Raw genomic sequence first — 15,656 nt, 5'->3', positions numbered from 1 at the left:
GGAAGTAGGAAATTTCAGTTGGGCCGATTGTATCAGCAGCCCGGCGCAGGTGCGCAGGCTGAATCTCGCCGCTTAAGATCGAAAAGTTCGATGCTTATGGGGAGCGCGCGCGGCATACACCTGAGAACAACTGCCCTGCTGATTATCCGGACGCTGGTGAGAACCCTGTGGGAGCGGCTTTAGCCGCGAAGCAGGCAACGCAGTGGATGGCACCGGCTTCGCCGGTGTTCGCGGCTAAAGCCGCTCCCACAGAGTCCGTGCCACCAGCCGCCCTTAATGCGGCTGGCTGTCCGGGCTGAACGGACACGGCTGCTTCCAGCGCTCGAAGATCGGCTTCAACTCGCCGCTGCGCACCAGCTCGGCCATGCGCTTGTCGAACAGCGCACTCAGGGCCTTGCCCTGCTCGCTACGGGTAAAGGCCAGGTACAGCGGCAGCTCGGCGACGTGGGTGCTGCGAAAACGCTCGGGGTGTGGCGACTGCCCGAGCACGTAGTCGACTTCGGTCTGCGCATCGATATAGAAGTCCACCCGATCATGCTCGAGCATCGGCAGGATGCCCTCGCGGCGCTGGACCTCACGGAAGTTGTGGACGTTGGGCAGGTAGCTGGCGTAGTCATAGCCGCGCACCCAGGCCAGGCGATACTGGCCGACATTGTCGGGGGTGGGGACGGGTTTGCCGGCCAGGCCCAGGGCATAGATGTGGTCCATGTCGAAGTGCCAGCGCGGGTAGAGGTTGTCGTCGTTCTCTTCCTTGTACGAGCCGACCCAGGCATCGGCCTCGCCACGCCTGACCAGGCCTACCGCACGGCTGTACGGCGCGCTCTGGGTGACGACCTTGACCCCTGCCGGCTCGAACACCTTGCGCAGCACGTCCCAGGCCACCCCGCTGCCGTCGGCGTTGGTGTAGTCGAGCCATTCCTCGCTGACCAGGCGCACCTGTGCGGGCGTGTCGCGGGCCATGGCGGCCGGGGCGACGAGCAGCATCAATGCCAGTACAACAGTCCTAACGCCCATCACCACACTCCTGTGTTTCAGGCCACCGCCCACACCAGAACCTGCATGCCCAGCCAGGCAAATACACCGGCCAGGATATCGTCGAGCATGATCCCGAACCCGCCATGCACATGCCGGTCGACCCAGCGGATCGGCCACGGCTTGAGGATGTCGAAGAAGCGGAACATCAGGAACCCTGCAAGCAGCCACTGCCAGCCTTCCGGCACCAGCCACAGGGTGATCCACATGCCGACGATCTCGTCCCAGACAATGCCTTCATGATCGTGGACGCGCAAGTCATTGGCCACTTTGCCGCACAACCACACACCGAACAGCATGCTGATGCCCAGCAACAGCCAGTAGCCCCAGTCGGGCAGCATCTGCCACAGCGGAATGAACGGCAGCGCCACCAGCGAGCCCCAGGTCCCGGGGGCCTTGGGCAAGGTGCCGGAGCCGAAGCCAAAGGCGATGAAGTGCCACGGGTTGCGCCAGACCGAAGGCGGAACGAACTCCGCAGGCACCTGGTTGGGGTGGTCGGTCACGGTGTCTCCCTGAAATGTTGATAGCCCCGCTGCTGCGGGGTGATGTCCCGGCCCTGCGGGTCACGCAGGGTCACGCCCTGGCCTTGCAGCACATGGCCGATCACGTGCACGCCGCTGCCCAGGGCCGCGAGGGCCGCCTCAGGCACGGTGAACGCCAGCACGTAGTCGTCGCCACCGGTGAGCGCCGCGTGCAGCGCCCCCTCATGGCCGAGCAAAGCCTGCAAAGCGGGAGACACTGGCACCTGCGCCAGGTTCACCTGCAATGCCACGCCGGACGCCTTGGCGATGTGCCCGCAATCGGCCAGCAGGCCGTCGGAGATATCCAGCGCCGAGGTGGCCAGGCCACGCAAGCGCTCGCCCAGCTGCAGTTGCGGCAGCGGCGACCAATAGTGCTCAAGCAGCGGCCCGGCCACCGCGTCGCTGGCCTCGCGCTCGCCCAGCACCAACGGCAGCGCCCCGGCCGCATTGCCGAGCTCACCGCCGACACACAACAGGTCGCCCGGGCGCGCGCCGCTGCGGCGCAGCGCCTGGCCGGCCGGCACCCGGCCGAACACGGTCACGGTGATGCTCAACGGACCACGGGTGGTGTCGCCGCCGATCAGGCTGATACCGCAACGCCGGGCCATGCGCCCGAGGCCGTCGGCGAAGCCTTCGAGCCAGTCGGGGCCGACCTGGGGCAAGGTGAGCGCGAGGGTGAAGCCGATCGCCGTGGCGCCCATGGCCGCCAGGTCGCTGACCGCCACGGCCAGCGAACGCTGGCCGAGCAGCAAGGGGTCGCAGACTGCGGGGAAATGCACACCGGCCACGAGGGTGTCGGTGGAGATCGCCAGCTGCTCGCCGGCGGGAATGTCCAGCAAGGCGCAGTCGTCGCCGATGCCCAGGGCCACGCCTTCGCCGCCCTGCGCACAGGGCGCGGCGGCGAAGTAATGGCTGATCAGCTCGAACTCACCCATGGCCGGCAGGCGCGCACTCAGCGCTTGTTCGCCTTGACTTCCGCCTCACGCAGACGCGGAGCCAGCTTGTCCAGCACGCCGTTGACGAACTTGTGGCCGTCGGTGGCGCCGAACACTTTCGCCAGTTCCACACCTTCGTTGATCACCACGCGGTACGGTACGTCGGCGCGCATGATCAGCTCCCAGGTGGACAGGCGCAGCACCGCCAGTTCAACCGGGTCGAGCTCTTCGAGCGGGGTGTCCAGGCAAGGCTTGAGCGCTTCGTCGATTTCGCTCTTCTTCGCCGGGACCCCGTGCAGGATCTCGCGGAAGTAGGCGCCGTCGATGTCGGTGAAATCGTTGTCGACCCGGAACTGCGCTTCGACCTCGTTCAGCGAATGCTTGGCCATGTGCCACTGGTAGAGGGCCTGGGTGGCGAGCTTGCGGGCTTCGCGACGCTTGGCGCTCTTCGAGGGCTTGCCGGCATCCGCAGGTTTCGGATCGCGCGGGTTGAAACGATCGCTTTCGTCGCTAATCACTTGGCCTCCAACTGCGCCAGCAGGCTGACCATTTCCAGAGCGGACAGGGCAGCTTCAGCACCTTTGTTGCCGGCCTTGGTGCCGGAACGCTCGATGGCCTGCTCGATGGAGTCGACGGTCAGCACGCCGAAGGCCACCGGAACACCGAACTCCATGGACACCTGGGCCAGGCCCTTGGTGCATTCGCCCGCCACGTATTCGAAGTGCGGGGTGCCGCCACGGATCACGGCGCCCAGGGCGATGATCGCGTCGTAGTTGCCTTGCTGGGCGACTTTCTGTGCTACCAGCGGGATTTCAAACGCGCCTGGGGCACGGATGATGGTGATGTCGCTTTCGCTGACGCCGTGGCGTACCAGGGCATCGACTGCACCGCTTACCAGGCTTTCGACGACGAAGCTGTTGAAGCGGCCAACCACCAAAGCATAGCGACCTTTGGGGGCGATGAAGGTACCTTCGATGGTCTTCAGGGTCATTCTTGAGTTCTCATCTTCAAGAGCGAGGCCGCGCTGTGGCGGCCTCGGGAGGGTTTTGACTCGAGTTGCAAGGCGATCAAGCCGCCTCAAGTCACTCGGAGGGCACGTATTCTACAACTTCCAGATCGAATCCGGATATCGCATTGAACTTCATTGGCGAACTCATCAGGCGCATCTTGCGCACACCGAGGTCGCGCAGGATCTGCGAGCCGGCGCCAACCGTGCTGTAGGTGGTCGGTGCCTTGGGTTGCGCATCCCCCGCGCTTTCGCGGATGTGCGCCAGCAGCACGTCGCCATCCAGCGGGTGGCCCAGCAGCAGCACCACGCCGCTGCCGGCTTCGGCCACGGCGGACATGGCCGCGCGCAGGCTCCAGCGGCCCGGCTGCTTGACCATCAGCAGGTCGCGCAGTGGGTCCATGTTGTGCACCCGCACCAGGGTTGGCTCTTCGGCGCAGATCTTGCCCAGGGTGAGGGCCATGTGCACGTCGCCTTCCACCGCGTCACGGTAGGTGACCAGGTTGAACTCACCCAGCTCGCTCTCGATCGGCTGCTCGGAAACCCGCTGCACGGTGCGCTCGTGGATCATGCGGTAGTGGATCAGGTCGGCGATGGTGCCGATCTTCAGGCCGTGCTCGGCGGCGAACACTTCCAGCTCGGCGCGGCGCGACATGGTGCCGTCGTCGTTCATCACTTCGCAGATCACCCCGCTCGGCTCGAAACCGGCCATGCGCGCCAGGTCGCAGGCGGCTTCGGTGTGGCCGGCGCGGGCCAGGGTGCCACCGGGCTGGGCCATCAGCGGGAAGATGTGGCCAGGGCTGACGATGTCTTCGGCCTTGGCGTCCTTGGCCGCTGCGGCCTGCACGGTGCGCGCGCGGTCGGCGGCGGAGATGCCGGTGGTGACACCCTCGGCGGCCTCGATCGACACGGTGAACTTGGTGCCGAAACCGGAACCGTTGCGCGGCGCCATCAGCGGCAGCTTCAGGGTTTCGCAGCGCTCGCGGGTCATCGGCATGCAGATCAGGCCACGGGCGTGCTTGGCCATGAAGTTGATGTGCTCAGGCAGGCAGCATTCGGCTGCCATGATGATGTCGCCTTCGTTCTCGCGGTCTTCGTCATCCATGAGGATGACCATTTTGCCCTGGCGGATGTCTTCAACCAGTTCTTCGATGCTGTTGAGCGCCACGCGGCACCCCCTTCTCAATCAGGATTTCAAGAAGCCGTTGGCGGCCAGGAAGCTTTCGGTGATGCCACTGCCCTTGCTCGGCTCGGCGGCCTTGTCGCCCAGCAGCAGACGCTCCAGGTAACGGGCCAGCAGGTCGACCTCAAGGTTCACCCGACGCCCTGCGCGGTAGTCGGCCATGATGGTTTCGGACAGGGTGTGCGGGACGATGGTCAGCTCGAACTCGGCGCCATCGACTTCGTTGACCGTCAGGCTGGTGCCGTCGACGGTGATCGAGCCCTTGTGGGCGATGTACTTGGCCAGCTCTTTGGGTGCGCGCACGCGGAACTGGATGGCGCGGGCGTTATCGGCGCGCGAGACGATCTCGCCGACGCCGTCGACGTGGCCGCTGACCAGGTGGCCGCCCAGACGAGTGGTGGGCGTGAGGGCCTTTTCCAGGTTGACCCGGCTGCCGGTCTTCAAATCGACCATGGCGGTGCGCTTGAGGGTTTCGACGCTGACGTCGGCCCAGAAGCCGTCGCCGGGCAGTTCGACGGCGGTCAGGCACACACCGTTGACGGCGATGCTGTCGCCGAGCTTGACGTCGCCCAGGTCGAGCTTGCCGGTTTCTACATAAACGCGCACGTCACCACCCTTGGGGGTCATGCTGCGGATGGTGCCGATGGATTCGATGATGCCGGTGAACATGCTGTTCTCCTCAAAGACAGGCTGCGCGGGGCAAGCCCGGCATTATACGCCGGGGGCCGGCAGGGGGATGGCTGTGACTCGCCAGTCATCGCCGACTGCGCGCATTTCGGTGATCTTCAGCCGCGGCGCCTCGCTCATCTGCGCCAGCGGCCAGTCCAGCAGCGGGCGGGCAGTGGAGCCAAGGAAGGTGCCGGCGACGAACAGCTGGTACTCATCGACCAGACCCTGGCGGGCGAAGGCACCGACCAGGCCGGCACCGGCCTCCAGCAGGATTTCGTTGATGCCACGCCCGGCCAGGATGCGCAGCAGCGCCGGCAGGTCGACCTGGCCGTCGCTGCCGGGCAGGTTGAGCAGTTCGTGGCCAGCGGCGGCATAGCGCGGATCATCACCGGCGGCGGTAATCACCAACGCCGGGCCGGCCTGGAAGAATGGCGCGTCCAGTGGCAGGCGCAGGCGGCCGTCGATCAATACCCGCAGCGGCGGGCGCGACAAGGCCAGGGCCGTGAGTTCGGCGTCCAGGCCCAGCTGTTCAGCGCGTACGGTCATCCGCGCCTGGTCCTGCAGCACGCTGGCGGCGCTGGTCAGCACCACGCTTGAGCGAGCCCGCAGGCGCTGCACCGCCGAGCGGGCGGCGGGGCCGGTGATCCACTGGCTTTCGCCGCTGGCCATGGCGGTGCGGCCGTCCAGGCTCATCGCCAGCTTGGCGCGCACGAACGGCAGGCCGTGCTCCATGCGCTTGAGGAAACCGGGGTTGAGGGCACGGGCTTCGGCTTCGAGCACACCACTGGCCACTTCGATCCCGGCCTCCTGCAGGCGGCGCAGGCCATTGCCGGCCACTTGCGGGTTGGGGTCCTGCATGGCCGCCACCACCCGCGCCACACCAGCCTTGACCAGCGCCTCGGCGCACGGCGGCGTGCGGCCATGGTGGCTGCACGGCTCGAGGGTGACGTAGGCACAGGCACCTCGGGCGCGCTCGCCGGCCTGGCGCAGGGCGTGGACTTCAGCATGGGGCTCGCCGGCGCGCACGTGCCAGCCTTCGCCGACCACCTCGCCATCGCGCACGATCACGCAGCCTACGCGTGGGTTGGGGTGGGTGGTGTAGAGGCCCTTGCGGGCCAGTTCCACGGCCCGGGCCATGAAGTGGGCGTCGAGAATGGCGGCTTGGCTGGTCATGCTTACTCTTTGGCTGGCTCGCGGGCCAGGCGGTCAATTTCTTCGCGGAACTCGTCGAGGTCCTGGAAACGCCGGTAGACCGAGGCAAAACGGATGTAGGCGACTTCGTCGAGCTTGCGCAGCTCGGCCATCACCAGCTCACCAACCACCAATGACTTCACTTCACGCTCGCCGGTGGCGCGCAGGCGGCTCTTGATATGCGCCAGCGCCGCTTCCAGGCGCTCGACGCTGACCGGGCGCTTCTCCAGCGCACGCTGCATGCCGGCGCGCAGTTTGTCTTCATCGAAGGGCTGACGCGTGCCGTCCTGCTTGATCAGCCGTGGCAGGACCAGCTCGGCGGTTTCGAAGGTGGTGAAACGCTCGCCGCAGGCGACGCATTCGCGACGGCGACGCACCTGTTCGCCCTCGGCGACCAGGCGCGAGTCGATGACCTTGGTGTCGTTGGCACCGCAAAACGGACAGTGCATGGTGGCAGGCAACAAAAAAAGGGAGGGCCATGGTAGCGCATTGCACTGGCAAGACAAGCTACCATCCATGCAAATCTGCCCGCCAAGGATTACACCATGCCCTATCGAGCGCTCGTCGTGCTGTGCGCCGCCGCCCTGCTCGCCGCTTGCGGCAGCGACCGACCAAAGCCTGAGCAGGCACCAAAGCCCGTGCCGGCCAAGGTGGCGAAAAAAGCCCAGCCGCTCGGCCCGCTGCCGGCCTACCAGCGCGAGTTGAGCGGCACGCTGATGGAGATCCCCGCCGGCGCCGACGTCGAACTGGCACTGCTGGTCATCGACGACCGTGGCCGCCCGCAACAACTGCTGGCCAGCAGCACCCTGACCGGCACCGGCCAGGCCCTGCCCTACCAGTTGCGCTTCAACCCCGAAACCTTCCCCGCCGGCGCCCGCGTGGAGCTGCGTGGCCGTGCCAGCCAGTCCGGCCAGTTGATCATGCACCTGCCACCGGTGCGCATCGCCCAGGCCGAAACCCAGGCCACTGGCCCGCTGCGTTTCGAAAAGGCCCCGTAAATGGCACCGCACGCCCTGCAACAGGCCCTGAGCGGCCTGATCGGCGAAGCGCGCCTGGTGGTCAGCGAGCTGCCTGGATGCGCGCTGCAACTCTGGCTGATCGACGACCAGAACATGGACCGTGAATTCAGCAGCGAGGAAACCCGGCGCATCCTCGAAGAACCGCCCTACTGGAGCTTCTGCTGGGCCAGCGGCCTGGCCATGGCGCGCTACCTGGCCGAGCGCCCGGAGTGGGTGCGCGGCAAGCGCGTGCTGGACTTCGGCGCCGGCTCCGGCATTGCCGCTATCGCCGCGGTCCGGGCGGGCGCGCTCGAGGTGGTGGCCTGCGACCTCGACCCGCTGGCCCTCGACGCCTGCCGCGCCAACGCCGCGCTCAATGGCGTGACGCTGAACTACAGCAGCGACTTCTTCGCCGAGGCCGACCGCTTCGACCTGATCCTGGTCGCCGATGTGCTGTATGACCGCGCCAACCTGCCGTTGCTCGACCAGTTCCTCAGCCGTGGCCGCCAGGCGCTGGTGGCCGATTCGCGCGTGCGCGACTTCAGCCACCCGCTCTACCGCCCGCTGGGCGTACTCGACGCACTGACCTTGCCGGACCTGGCCGAGCCCCACGAATTCCGCCGGGTCAGCCTGTACCACGCGAGTCGCGAGCCTTTATAGTGGTGCCATCCACGGATTTGCGAGAGTCGCGATGAGCCAGGAAACACCTTTTATCTTCGATGCCACCGATGCCACCTTCCAGCAACTGGTCATCGAGAACTCCTTCCACAAACCTGTCCTGGTCGACTTCTGGGCCGAATGGTGCGCGCCGTGCAAGGCACTGATGCCGCTGCTGGCGAAGATCACCGAGGGCTACCAGGGCGAGCTGCTGCTGGCCAAGATCAACTGCGACGTCGAGCAGCAGGTGGTGGCCCAGTTCGGTATCCGCAGCCTGCCGACCGTGGTGCTGTTCAAGGACGGCCAGCCGGTCGACGGCTTTGCCGGCGCCCAACCCGAGTCGGCCATCCGCACCATGCTCGAGCCCCATGTGCAGATGCCCGCGCCGCCAACCGCCGCGCCACTGGAGCAGGCCAAGGCGCTGTTCGCCGAGAGCCGTTTCAGCGAGGCCGAAGCGCTGCTGCAGGTGCTGCTGGGTGAAGACAACAGCAACGCCGAGGCGCTGATCCTGTACGCCCGCTGCCTGGCCGAACGCGGTGAGTTGGGCGAGGCGCAGGTGGTGCTGGACGCGGTGAAAACCGATGAGCACAAAGCCGCCCTGGCAGGTGCCAAGGCCCAGTTGACCTTCCTGCGCCAGGCCGCCAGCCTGCCGGAAGCCGCCGAGCTGAAAAGCCGTCTGGCGCAGAACCCGCAGGATGACGAGGCCAGTTACCAGCTGTGCATCCAGCAACTGGCGCGCCAGCAGTACGAAGCGGCGCTGGACGGGCTGCTCAAGCTGTTCCAGCGCAACCGTGGCTACGAGAACGGCTTGCCACAGAAGGCGCTGCTGCAGGTGTTCGAGCTGCTGGGCAGCGATCATCCGCTGGTGGGGGTGTACCGCCGCAAGCTGTCGTCGGCGATGTTCTGATCCTCAAATGCAATCGCGGGGCAAGCCCGCTCCCACGTGTCCATGGCGTGGGAGCGGGCTTGCCTCGCGATGCATATGCTCACCCCCACCCTGAACCCGTGGGAGCGGGCTTGCCCCGCGATGCTTGCGCTCACCCCACCCAGTGATACACCGGCGCATCCACGCCGCTTTCCACCTTCACCTCACTGCTGTGCCGCAGGCGCACCAGCAGGCGCTTGCCCGCCGCCGTGCTGCCCGTGAGCCCTTCCAGGCGGTCGAGCAACTCGGGCCCGCTCATCTGCCCGGCCTGGCGCAACACATCACGCGCGGCCACCCACTGCCCATCATCCTGGCGCGGCACCGGGCTGGCACTCACCGGTGCGTTTTCAACCACTGCAGGCTGCTCCAGCCGACGCCCCAACTGCGCCCACTCTTCCGGCGCCAGCTCAATGGTCAAGTCCACCGGCCATTCACCGATCTGTCCACGAATTCTCACGCTGCCTTCCTCGTACCAGGGCTCAATGCCGTCATGCTCCCACGAACATGAAACCTGTGCCAGGCAGGCTGGCGAGGCGCAGAAAAATTGTTATAACATTACCAAATCATTCAAAGCCGCCCCTGGAGCCGTTCATGCGTCGTCTGCTGCTCGCCCTGCCCTTTGCCCTGCTGCCCCTGGCCGTGGCCCATGCCCACGACGAACATGACCACGACCACGGCACCCTCGCCGCCCACGAGCATGGTGTGGCCAAGCTCAACGTGGTGCTCGACGGCAACACTCTGGAGCTGGAACTGGACAGCCCGGCCATGAACCTGGTCGGCTTCGAGCACGCCGCCAACACCGATGCCGACAAAGCCAAGGTCGCCGCCGCGCGCCAGCAGCTGGAACAACCGTTGAAGCTGTTCGGCCTGGCCCAGGCGGCCGGCTGCACGGATGAAGCCCAAGAGCTGGAAAGCCCCCTGTTTGGCGACGCCGCCCATGCCGACGACGATGGCGACGCGCACGAACATGAGCACGGCCACCAGCACGCCGATGTGAACGCCCACTACCAGTTCACCTGCGCCACCCCGGCCAAGCTTGCCCAGCTCGACCTTGGCCCGCTGTTCAAGACCTTCCCGCAGACCCAGAAGGTCAACGTGCAACTGATCGGCCCCAACGGCCAGAAAGGCGTCGAGGCCACCGCGGCCAAGGCCGTGGTCGCGTTCTGAATGAGCCAGGCGCTGATCGAGCTGCATGACCTGGTGTTCGCCTGGCCCGGCCAGGCGCCGCTGCTGGACATCCGCGAATTCCGCCTGGAAGCCGGCGAGGCGCTGTTCCTCAAGGGCCCCAGCGGCAGCGGCAAGACCACCCTGCTCGGCCTGCTGGGCGGGGTGAACCGCCCGGGCCAGGGGCGCATCCAGTTGCTGGGCCAGGACTTGGCCAGCTTGAGCCAGGGCGCCCGCGACCGTTTTCGGGTCGATCACACCGGGTACATCTTCCAGCAGTTCAACCTGCTGCCGTTCCTGTCGGTGCGCGAGAACGTCGAGTTGCCCTGCCGCTTCTCCAAGTCCCGTGCCGAACGCGCCAGTCAGCGCCATGGCAGCGTCGACCAGGCCGCCGCGCACCTGCTGGCGCACCTGGGCCTCGACGCCCCCGAGCTGCTGACGCGCCGCGCCGGCAGCCTGTCGATCGGCCAGCAGCAGCGCGTCGCCGCCGCCCGGGCGCTGATTGGCCAGCCCGAACTGGTGATCGCCGACGAACCCACCTCGGCGCTCGATGCCGACACCCGTGAAGCCTTTATCCGCCTGCTGTTCGACGAATGCCGCGCGGCCGGCTCAAGCCTGCTGTTCGTCAGCCATGACCAGAGCCTGGCACCGCTGTTCGACCGCCACCTGTCCCTGGCCGAACTCAACCGCGCCGCCACGCCCCGGGAGGCCTGATGTACCTGCTCCGCCTTGCCCTGGCCAGCCTGGCCAACCGCCGTTTCACCGCCCTGCTCACCGCCTTCGCCATCGCCCTGTCGGTGTGCCTGCTGCTGGCCGTCGAGCGGGTGCGCACCGAAGCCCGCGCCAGCTTCGCCAGCACCATCAGCGGCACCGACCTGATCGTCGGCGCCCGTTCGGGCTCGGTGAACCTGCTGCTGTATTCGGTGTTCCGCATCGGCAACGCCACCAACAACATTCGCTGGGACAGCTACCAGCAGTACGCCAAGGACCCACGGGTCAAGTGGGCCATCCCCATTTCCCTGGGCGACTCGCATCGCGGCTACCGGGTGATGGGTACCACCGGCGACTACTTCGCGCACTATCAGTACGGCCGCCGCCAGCACCTCGAACTGAGCCAGGGCCGGCCCTTCGCCGACGACCCGTTCGAAGTGGTGCTGGGGGCCGAAGTGGCCGACGCGCTGCACTACAAGCTCGGCGACAGACTGGTGCTGGCCCATGGTGTGGCCGCCATCAGCCTGGTCAAGCACGACGACAAGCCATTTACCGTGGTCGGTGTGCTCAAGCGTACCGGTACCCCGGTGGACCGCACCCTGCACATCAGCCTGGCAGGCATGGAAGCGATCCATATCGACTGGCACAACGGCGTGCCGGCGCGCGGTGCCGGGCGTATCAGTGCCGAGCAGGCCCGCGGCATGGACCTGCAACCGGCGGCGATCACCGCGTTCATGCTCGGCTTGAACAACAAGATCGCCACCTTCAGCCTGCAGCGCGAGATCAACGAGTACCGCAACGAGCCGCTGCTGGCGATCCTGCCCGGCGTGGCGCTGCAAGAGCTGTGGAGCCTGATGGGCACGGCCGAGCAGGCGCTGTTCGTGGTGTCGCTGTTCGTGGTGCTGACCGGGCTGATCGGCATGCTCACGGCGATCCTCACCAGCCTCAACGAACGCCGCCGAGAGATGGCCATCCTGCGTTCGGTGGGGGCCCGGCCGTGGCATATCGCCGGGTTGCTGGTCCTGGAGGCACTGGCCCTGGCCCTCGCCGGGATTGTCGCCGGGCTGGGCTTGCTGTATGCCGGGATCGCCCTGGCCCAGGGCTATGTGCAGGCCAACTACGGGCTGTACCTGCCGCTGGATTGGCCGAGTGCGCATGAATGGACGCTGCTGGCTATCATCCTCGGCGCGGCGCTGCTGATGGGCAGCGTGCCGGCCTGGCGTGCCTACCGGCAGTCGCTGGCCGATGGGCTGTCGATTCATCTTTGAGAACCGGTAATGATCATGCACCCCAACGGCCTCTTCGCGGGTAAACCCGCTCCCACAGAGACCACGCAGATCCCTGTGGGAGCGGGTTTACCCGCGAAAAGGCCAGTAATGCAAACGCTGCTGATCCTGCTGTTGGCGGTTGCCATGCCGCTCTGGGCCAGCGAACCCCGCGAACTGGACTGGCCCGCACTGATCCCCGAGGGCGCGCCGGTCATCCCGCCGCAACTGGCCCCGCTGCACGACCTGTCGCAGATCGGCAGTGCGCTTTCCGAGTCGGCCCCTGCCGCGCGCCAGCAGGCGCCCGACGCGCCGGTGGTCAAGGCGCTCGATGGCCAACAGGTGAAGCTGCCGGGCTACATCGTGCCGCTGGAGGTCAGCGAAGAAGGCCGCACCACCGAGTTCCTGCTGGTGCCCTACTACGGCGCCTGCATCCATGTGCCGCCACCGCCGTCGAACCAGATCGTGCATATCTTCAGCGAGATGGGCGTGCGCGTAGAAGACCTCTACCAGCCGTACTGGATCGAGGGGACGATGCAGGTCAAGGCCAGCAGCAGCGAACTGGCCGATGCCGGTTACCAGATGGAAGCGCAGAAAATCTACGCCTATGAGCTGAAATGAGCACTGCCAGGGGCCTATGACACGGCTTCGTTGAGCTGGGTCAAACTTTCTGTTTAGTCAGCTTCGTACCATTGGACTACTCGATTACTCACGTCCTTTGGGAGCTTCCATGAACAAGTCCTTGCTCAGTGCCTCGCTCGTCGCGTTGGCGCTCGCGGCCCCTGTTGCCCACGCCCACCAGGCGGGTGATTTCATCATCCGTTCCGGCGCCATCACCACCGCGCCGAACGAGAACAGCGGCGACATCAAACTCGATGGCGCCAAGGTGTCGGGCACCAAGGCAACCCTGGACAGCGATACCCAACTGGGCCTGGCCTTCGCCTACATGCTCACCGACCACATCGGCCTGGAACTGCTGGCCGCCACCCCGTTCAAGCACACCGTCGGCGTGAAAGGCCTGGGTGCCGGCCTGGACGGCAAGCTGGCCGACATCAAGCAGCTGCCACCGACCCTGTCGCTGCAGTACTACCCGATGGACGCCAGCTCCAAGTTCCAGCCCTACGCCGGCGTGGGCCTGAACTACACCCTGTTCTTCGATGAAGACCTGAGCAGCAACCGCAAGGCGCAAGGCTTCAGCAACATGAAGATGAAGGACTCGGTCGGTCTCGCCGGCCAGCTGGGCATGGACTACATGCTCACCGAAAACCTGCTGTTCAACGCCGCGGTCTGGTACGTCGACATCGACACCAAGGCCACCATCGACGGCCCGAGCGCCCTGGGCGTGGGCAAGACCAAGGTCGACGTGGACGTCGACCCGTGGGTCTACATGGTGGGCCTGGGCTACAAGTTCTGACCCGGCATCGCCCGACAAGCCCGCTCGCCCGAGCGGGCTTTTTCATTCTGGCCCAGCCGCCACAGGTACCCCCAGTACCCCAGGGCCAGGCCACTGATGCCGGCCCCCAGCCCGCACACCGCGCCCCAGCCCCATTGCCCATAGATCCAGGTCGCGGCCACCGCACCCAGCCCGCTGCCCAGCGAGTAGCAGCACATGTAGGCGCCGATCAGCCGGCTGGCCATTTCGCCACGCCCGGCCAGCAGCAGGCTCTGGTTGGTCACGTGCACCGCCTGCACGGCGAAATCCAGCAGCAAGACGCCCACTACCAGCGCCAGCAACGAGTGCTCGAGCAGGGCAATCGGCAACCATGACAACACCAGCAACCCCAGCGCCAGGCCGGTAGTCCTCTGCCCTTGCCCACGGTCGGCCAGGCGCCCGGCCCGTGCGGCCGCCAGGGCACCGGCAACCCCCGCCAGGCCGAACAGGCCGACCTGGGTATGGTCCAGCGCCAGCGGCGCGGCGCTCAGGGGCAGCACCATGGCACTCCACAGCACACTGAAGGCGGCAAAGATCAGCAGGGCGAAGGTGCCCCGCTGGCGCAACAGCCGGTCATGGCGGTACAGCGCGAACAGCGACCCCAGCAGGGCCGGATACCCCTGTCGCATGCCGCGCACTGGCGCCTCGGGCAAACGCCAGCCGAGCAACAGCGCCATCAGCAAGGCAAGGCCCGCAGCCGCCAGATAAACCGTCCGCCAATCCGACAGATCGGCCACCAAGCCCGAGGCCAGGCGTGCCAACAGGATACCCAGCACCACACCGCTGGTGACCGTGCCCACCGCTTGCCCCTGCTGCGCGGGTGTGGCCAGTGTGGCGGCGTGGGCCACCATCACCTGCACCACCACCGCCATCAGCCCGACCATGCCCATGGCCGCCAGCAACATGGCCCAGTCAAGGCTCGACGCCACCGCCAGCAGGGCAACGGCCGCCAGCAGCAGTTGCATGAGGATCAGCCGCTTGCGCGCGAACAGGTCGCCCAGCGGTACGATCAGCAGCAACCCCGCGGCATACCCGGCCTGGGTCGCGCCGACCACCAGGCCGACCTGCGCCTGGGCAACCCCCAGGCTGCTGGCCATGGACTCCAGCAGCGGCTGGGACAGATACACGGTGGCCACCGCAAGGCCGCAGGCGACCGCCAGCAGCAGCGTCAGGCTGCGGGTCAATGGCGGCGGTACAGATGAGGCAGATGTCATTGCACAGTCCTCGGCAGATTCCGGTTTCGTTTTGAAACCACAACTGGATTTCTAGCAAATGTGGTTTTAATCTGCAACCAACCTTGATCAGGAATGGCCTCATGCTCGACGACAACAACCAGCAATGCCCCGTGGCCCGCGCCCTGGAAGTGCTCGGCGATCGCTGGGCGCTGATGATCCTGCGCGATGCCTTCGATGGCCTGCGCCGCTTCAGCGAATGGCAGAAGAACCTGGGGCTGGCGAAGAACATCCTCGCCACGCGCCTGAAGCTGCTGGTCGAGGCCGGCCTGCTGGCGCAACAACCGGCCTCCGATGGCAGTGCCTACAAGGAATACGTGCTGACCGAGCAGGGGCGTGCGGTGTTCCCGATCGTGATCGGCTTGCGTCAGTGGGGGGAGCGGTATCTGTTCACGGAAGGGGAGTCACGCTCGCAGCTGGTCGATGATCGCGGCCAAGAGCTGGAGACGCTGCAGGTGCGGGCTGAGGATGGGCGAGTGGTGGAGCCGGAGCGGTGCCAGCGGCGGTTGGTTCGGCATGGGTGATGGCCTGTGAGGCGATCCCCACGCAATGGACTTGAACGTCCGCTCTAGGAGCAACTGTCTTGTACTGCCTGCGTTTAACTCATCGCAGGCTGCACCCTCACAGTTACAACGCTTGCCGTCAAAGCGGCGCGTGTCCTGTGGGAGCGGGTTTACCCGCGAACACCGGCAGAGCCGGTGCCATCCACCGCGCCGCCTGCTTCGCGGGTAAACC

At 66.4% G+C, this 15,656-nt stretch carries 20 protein-coding genes; 9 read left to right on the top strand and 11 right to left on the bottom strand.

What is annotated here, in order from left to right; all coding sequences use genetic code 11:
• Window positions 1-273: 273 nt before the first annotated feature.
• The 9 genes from F6X61_RS17665 to nrdR form a co-directional block, all read right to left on the bottom strand.
• Window positions 274-1,014, bottom strand: coding sequence for an ABC transporter substrate-binding protein (locus F6X61_RS17665; protein ID WP_153787695.1), 741 nt, complete (start codon window positions 1,012-1,014; stop codon window positions 274-276).
• Between the two features lie 17 nt (window positions 1,015-1,031).
• Entirely contained in the window at window positions 1,032-1,535 is a 504-nt protein-coding gene (locus F6X61_RS17660; RefSeq protein ID WP_023632630.1) for a phosphatidylglycerophosphatase A, read from the bottom strand.
• Window positions 1,532-2,488, bottom strand: a complete 957-nt coding sequence (gene thiL, locus F6X61_RS17655) for a thiamine-phosphate kinase (protein ID WP_153787694.1) — start codon at window positions 2,486-2,488, stop codon at window positions 1,532-1,534. Before thiL ends, F6X61_RS17660 begins: the two co-directional genes overlap by 4 nt.
• 17 nt (window positions 2,489-2,505) lie before the next feature.
• Window positions 2,506-3,006 carry a transcription antitermination factor NusB gene (gene nusB, locus F6X61_RS17650; RefSeq protein ID WP_110993353.1) on the bottom strand — a complete coding sequence of 167 codons (501 nt, stop codon included), beginning with the start codon at window positions 3,004-3,006 and terminating at the stop codon, window positions 2,506-2,508.
• Entirely contained in the window at window positions 3,003-3,479 is a 477-nt protein-coding gene (gene ribE / locus F6X61_RS17645) for a 6,7-dimethyl-8-ribityllumazine synthase (RefSeq protein ID WP_110993352.1), read from the bottom strand. Before ribE ends, nusB begins: the two co-directional genes overlap by 4 nt.
• A gap of 91 nt (window positions 3,480-3,570) precedes the next feature.
• Window positions 3,571-4,662 (bottom strand): bifunctional 3,4-dihydroxy-2-butanone-4-phosphate synthase/GTP cyclohydrolase II, encoded by a 1,092-nt coding sequence (gene ribBA / locus F6X61_RS17640; protein ID WP_153787693.1) that lies wholly within the window; start codon window positions 4,660-4,662, stop codon window positions 3,571-3,573.
• A gap of 18 nt (window positions 4,663-4,680) precedes the next feature.
• Window positions 4,681-5,346: a riboflavin synthase gene (locus F6X61_RS17635; protein ID WP_110993350.1), complete on the bottom strand. Its 666-nt coding sequence runs from the start codon at window positions 5,344-5,346 to the stop codon at window positions 4,681-4,683.
• Window positions 5,347-5,388: 42 nt separating this feature from the next.
• Window positions 5,389-6,519, bottom strand: a complete 1,131-nt coding sequence (gene ribD, locus F6X61_RS17630) for a bifunctional diaminohydroxyphosphoribosylaminopyrimidine deaminase/5-amino-6-(5-phosphoribosylamino)uracil reductase RibD (protein WP_153787692.1) — start codon at window positions 6,517-6,519, stop codon at window positions 5,389-5,391.
• A gap of 2 nt (window positions 6,520-6,521) precedes the next feature.
• The gene (gene nrdR, locus F6X61_RS17625) at window positions 6,522-6,986 is read right to left on the bottom strand and encodes a transcriptional regulator NrdR (protein WP_016393425.1); all 465 of its coding nucleotides are present in this window, start codon (window positions 6,984-6,986) and stop codon (window positions 6,522-6,524) included.
• A gap of 96 nt (window positions 6,987-7,082) precedes the next feature.
• On the opposite strand from nrdR, the gene F6X61_RS17620 reads away from it, so the two are divergent.
• From F6X61_RS17620 to trxA, 3 genes are read left to right on the top strand one after another with little or no spacing between them, the layout of a single operon-like run.
• Window positions 7,083-7,535: a YbaY family lipoprotein gene (locus tag F6X61_RS17620; protein ID WP_153787691.1), complete on the top strand. Its 453-nt coding sequence runs from the start codon at window positions 7,083-7,085 to the stop codon at window positions 7,533-7,535.
• Window positions 7,536-8,195, top strand: coding sequence for a methyltransferase (locus F6X61_RS17615; protein WP_153787690.1), 660 nt, complete (start codon window positions 7,536-7,538; stop codon window positions 8,193-8,195).
• Between the two features lie 31 nt (window positions 8,196-8,226).
• Complete coding sequence (gene trxA / locus F6X61_RS17610) at window positions 8,227-9,099, top strand: thioredoxin (protein ID WP_153787689.1); 873 nt, start codon at window positions 8,227-8,229, stop codon at window positions 9,097-9,099.
• 130 nt (window positions 9,100-9,229) lie between these two features.
• On the opposite strand, the gene F6X61_RS17605 is transcribed toward trxA, so the two are convergent.
• The gene (locus F6X61_RS17605; RefSeq protein ID WP_153787688.1) at window positions 9,230-9,574 is read right to left on the bottom strand and encodes a hypothetical protein; all 345 of its coding nucleotides are present in this window, start codon (window positions 9,572-9,574) and stop codon (window positions 9,230-9,232) included.
• Window positions 9,575-9,708: 134 nt separating this feature from the next.
• Here F6X61_RS17605 and F6X61_RS17600 point away from each other — a divergent pair, with 134 nt between their 5' ends.
• From F6X61_RS17600 to F6X61_RS17580, 5 genes are all read left to right on the top strand, one after another.
• Entirely contained in the window at window positions 9,709-10,284 is a 576-nt protein-coding gene (locus F6X61_RS17600) for a DUF2796 domain-containing protein (RefSeq protein ID WP_153787687.1), read from the top strand.
• Window positions 10,285-10,995, top strand: coding sequence for an ABC transporter ATP-binding protein (locus F6X61_RS17595; protein ID WP_153787686.1), 711 nt, complete (start codon window positions 10,285-10,287; stop codon window positions 10,993-10,995).
• Window positions 10,995-12,260: an ABC transporter permease gene (locus F6X61_RS17590; RefSeq protein ID WP_153787685.1), complete on the top strand. Its 1,266-nt coding sequence runs from the start codon at window positions 10,995-10,997 to the stop codon at window positions 12,258-12,260. Before F6X61_RS17595 ends, F6X61_RS17590 begins: the two co-directional genes overlap by 1 nt.
• Window positions 12,261-12,368: 108 nt before the next feature.
• Window positions 12,369-12,878: a DUF3299 domain-containing protein gene (locus F6X61_RS17585; protein WP_153787684.1), complete on the top strand. Its 510-nt coding sequence runs from the start codon at window positions 12,369-12,371 to the stop codon at window positions 12,876-12,878.
• Between the two features lie 109 nt (window positions 12,879-12,987).
• Window positions 12,988-13,671: an OmpW family protein gene (locus tag F6X61_RS17580; protein WP_153787683.1), complete on the top strand. Its 684-nt coding sequence runs from the start codon at window positions 12,988-12,990 to the stop codon at window positions 13,669-13,671.
• Here F6X61_RS17580 and F6X61_RS17575 read toward each other — a convergent pair.
• Window positions 13,659-14,903: an MFS transporter gene (locus F6X61_RS17575; protein WP_153787682.1), complete on the bottom strand. Its 1,245-nt coding sequence runs from the start codon at window positions 14,901-14,903 to the stop codon at window positions 13,659-13,661. The genes F6X61_RS17580 and F6X61_RS17575 overlap by 13 nt on opposite strands.
• Window positions 14,904-15,004: 101 nt before the next feature.
• Between F6X61_RS17575 and F6X61_RS17570 the strand changes: the two genes are divergently transcribed.
• Window positions 15,005-15,445: a helix-turn-helix domain-containing protein gene (locus tag F6X61_RS17570; protein ID WP_153787681.1), complete on the top strand. Its 441-nt coding sequence runs from the start codon at window positions 15,005-15,007 to the stop codon at window positions 15,443-15,445.
• The last annotated feature ends 211 nt before the right edge of the window (window positions 15,446-15,656 follow it).

The organism is Pseudomonas sp. EMN2 (assembly GCF_009650555.1).
In the GTDB taxonomy this organism is placed as follows: domain Bacteria; phylum Pseudomonadota; class Gammaproteobacteria; order Pseudomonadales; family Pseudomonadaceae; genus Aquipseudomonas; species Aquipseudomonas sichuanensis.
The sequence above is the reverse complement of the archived record's forward strand: the minus strand, read 5'-3'. Positions and strand labels throughout refer to the sequence as shown.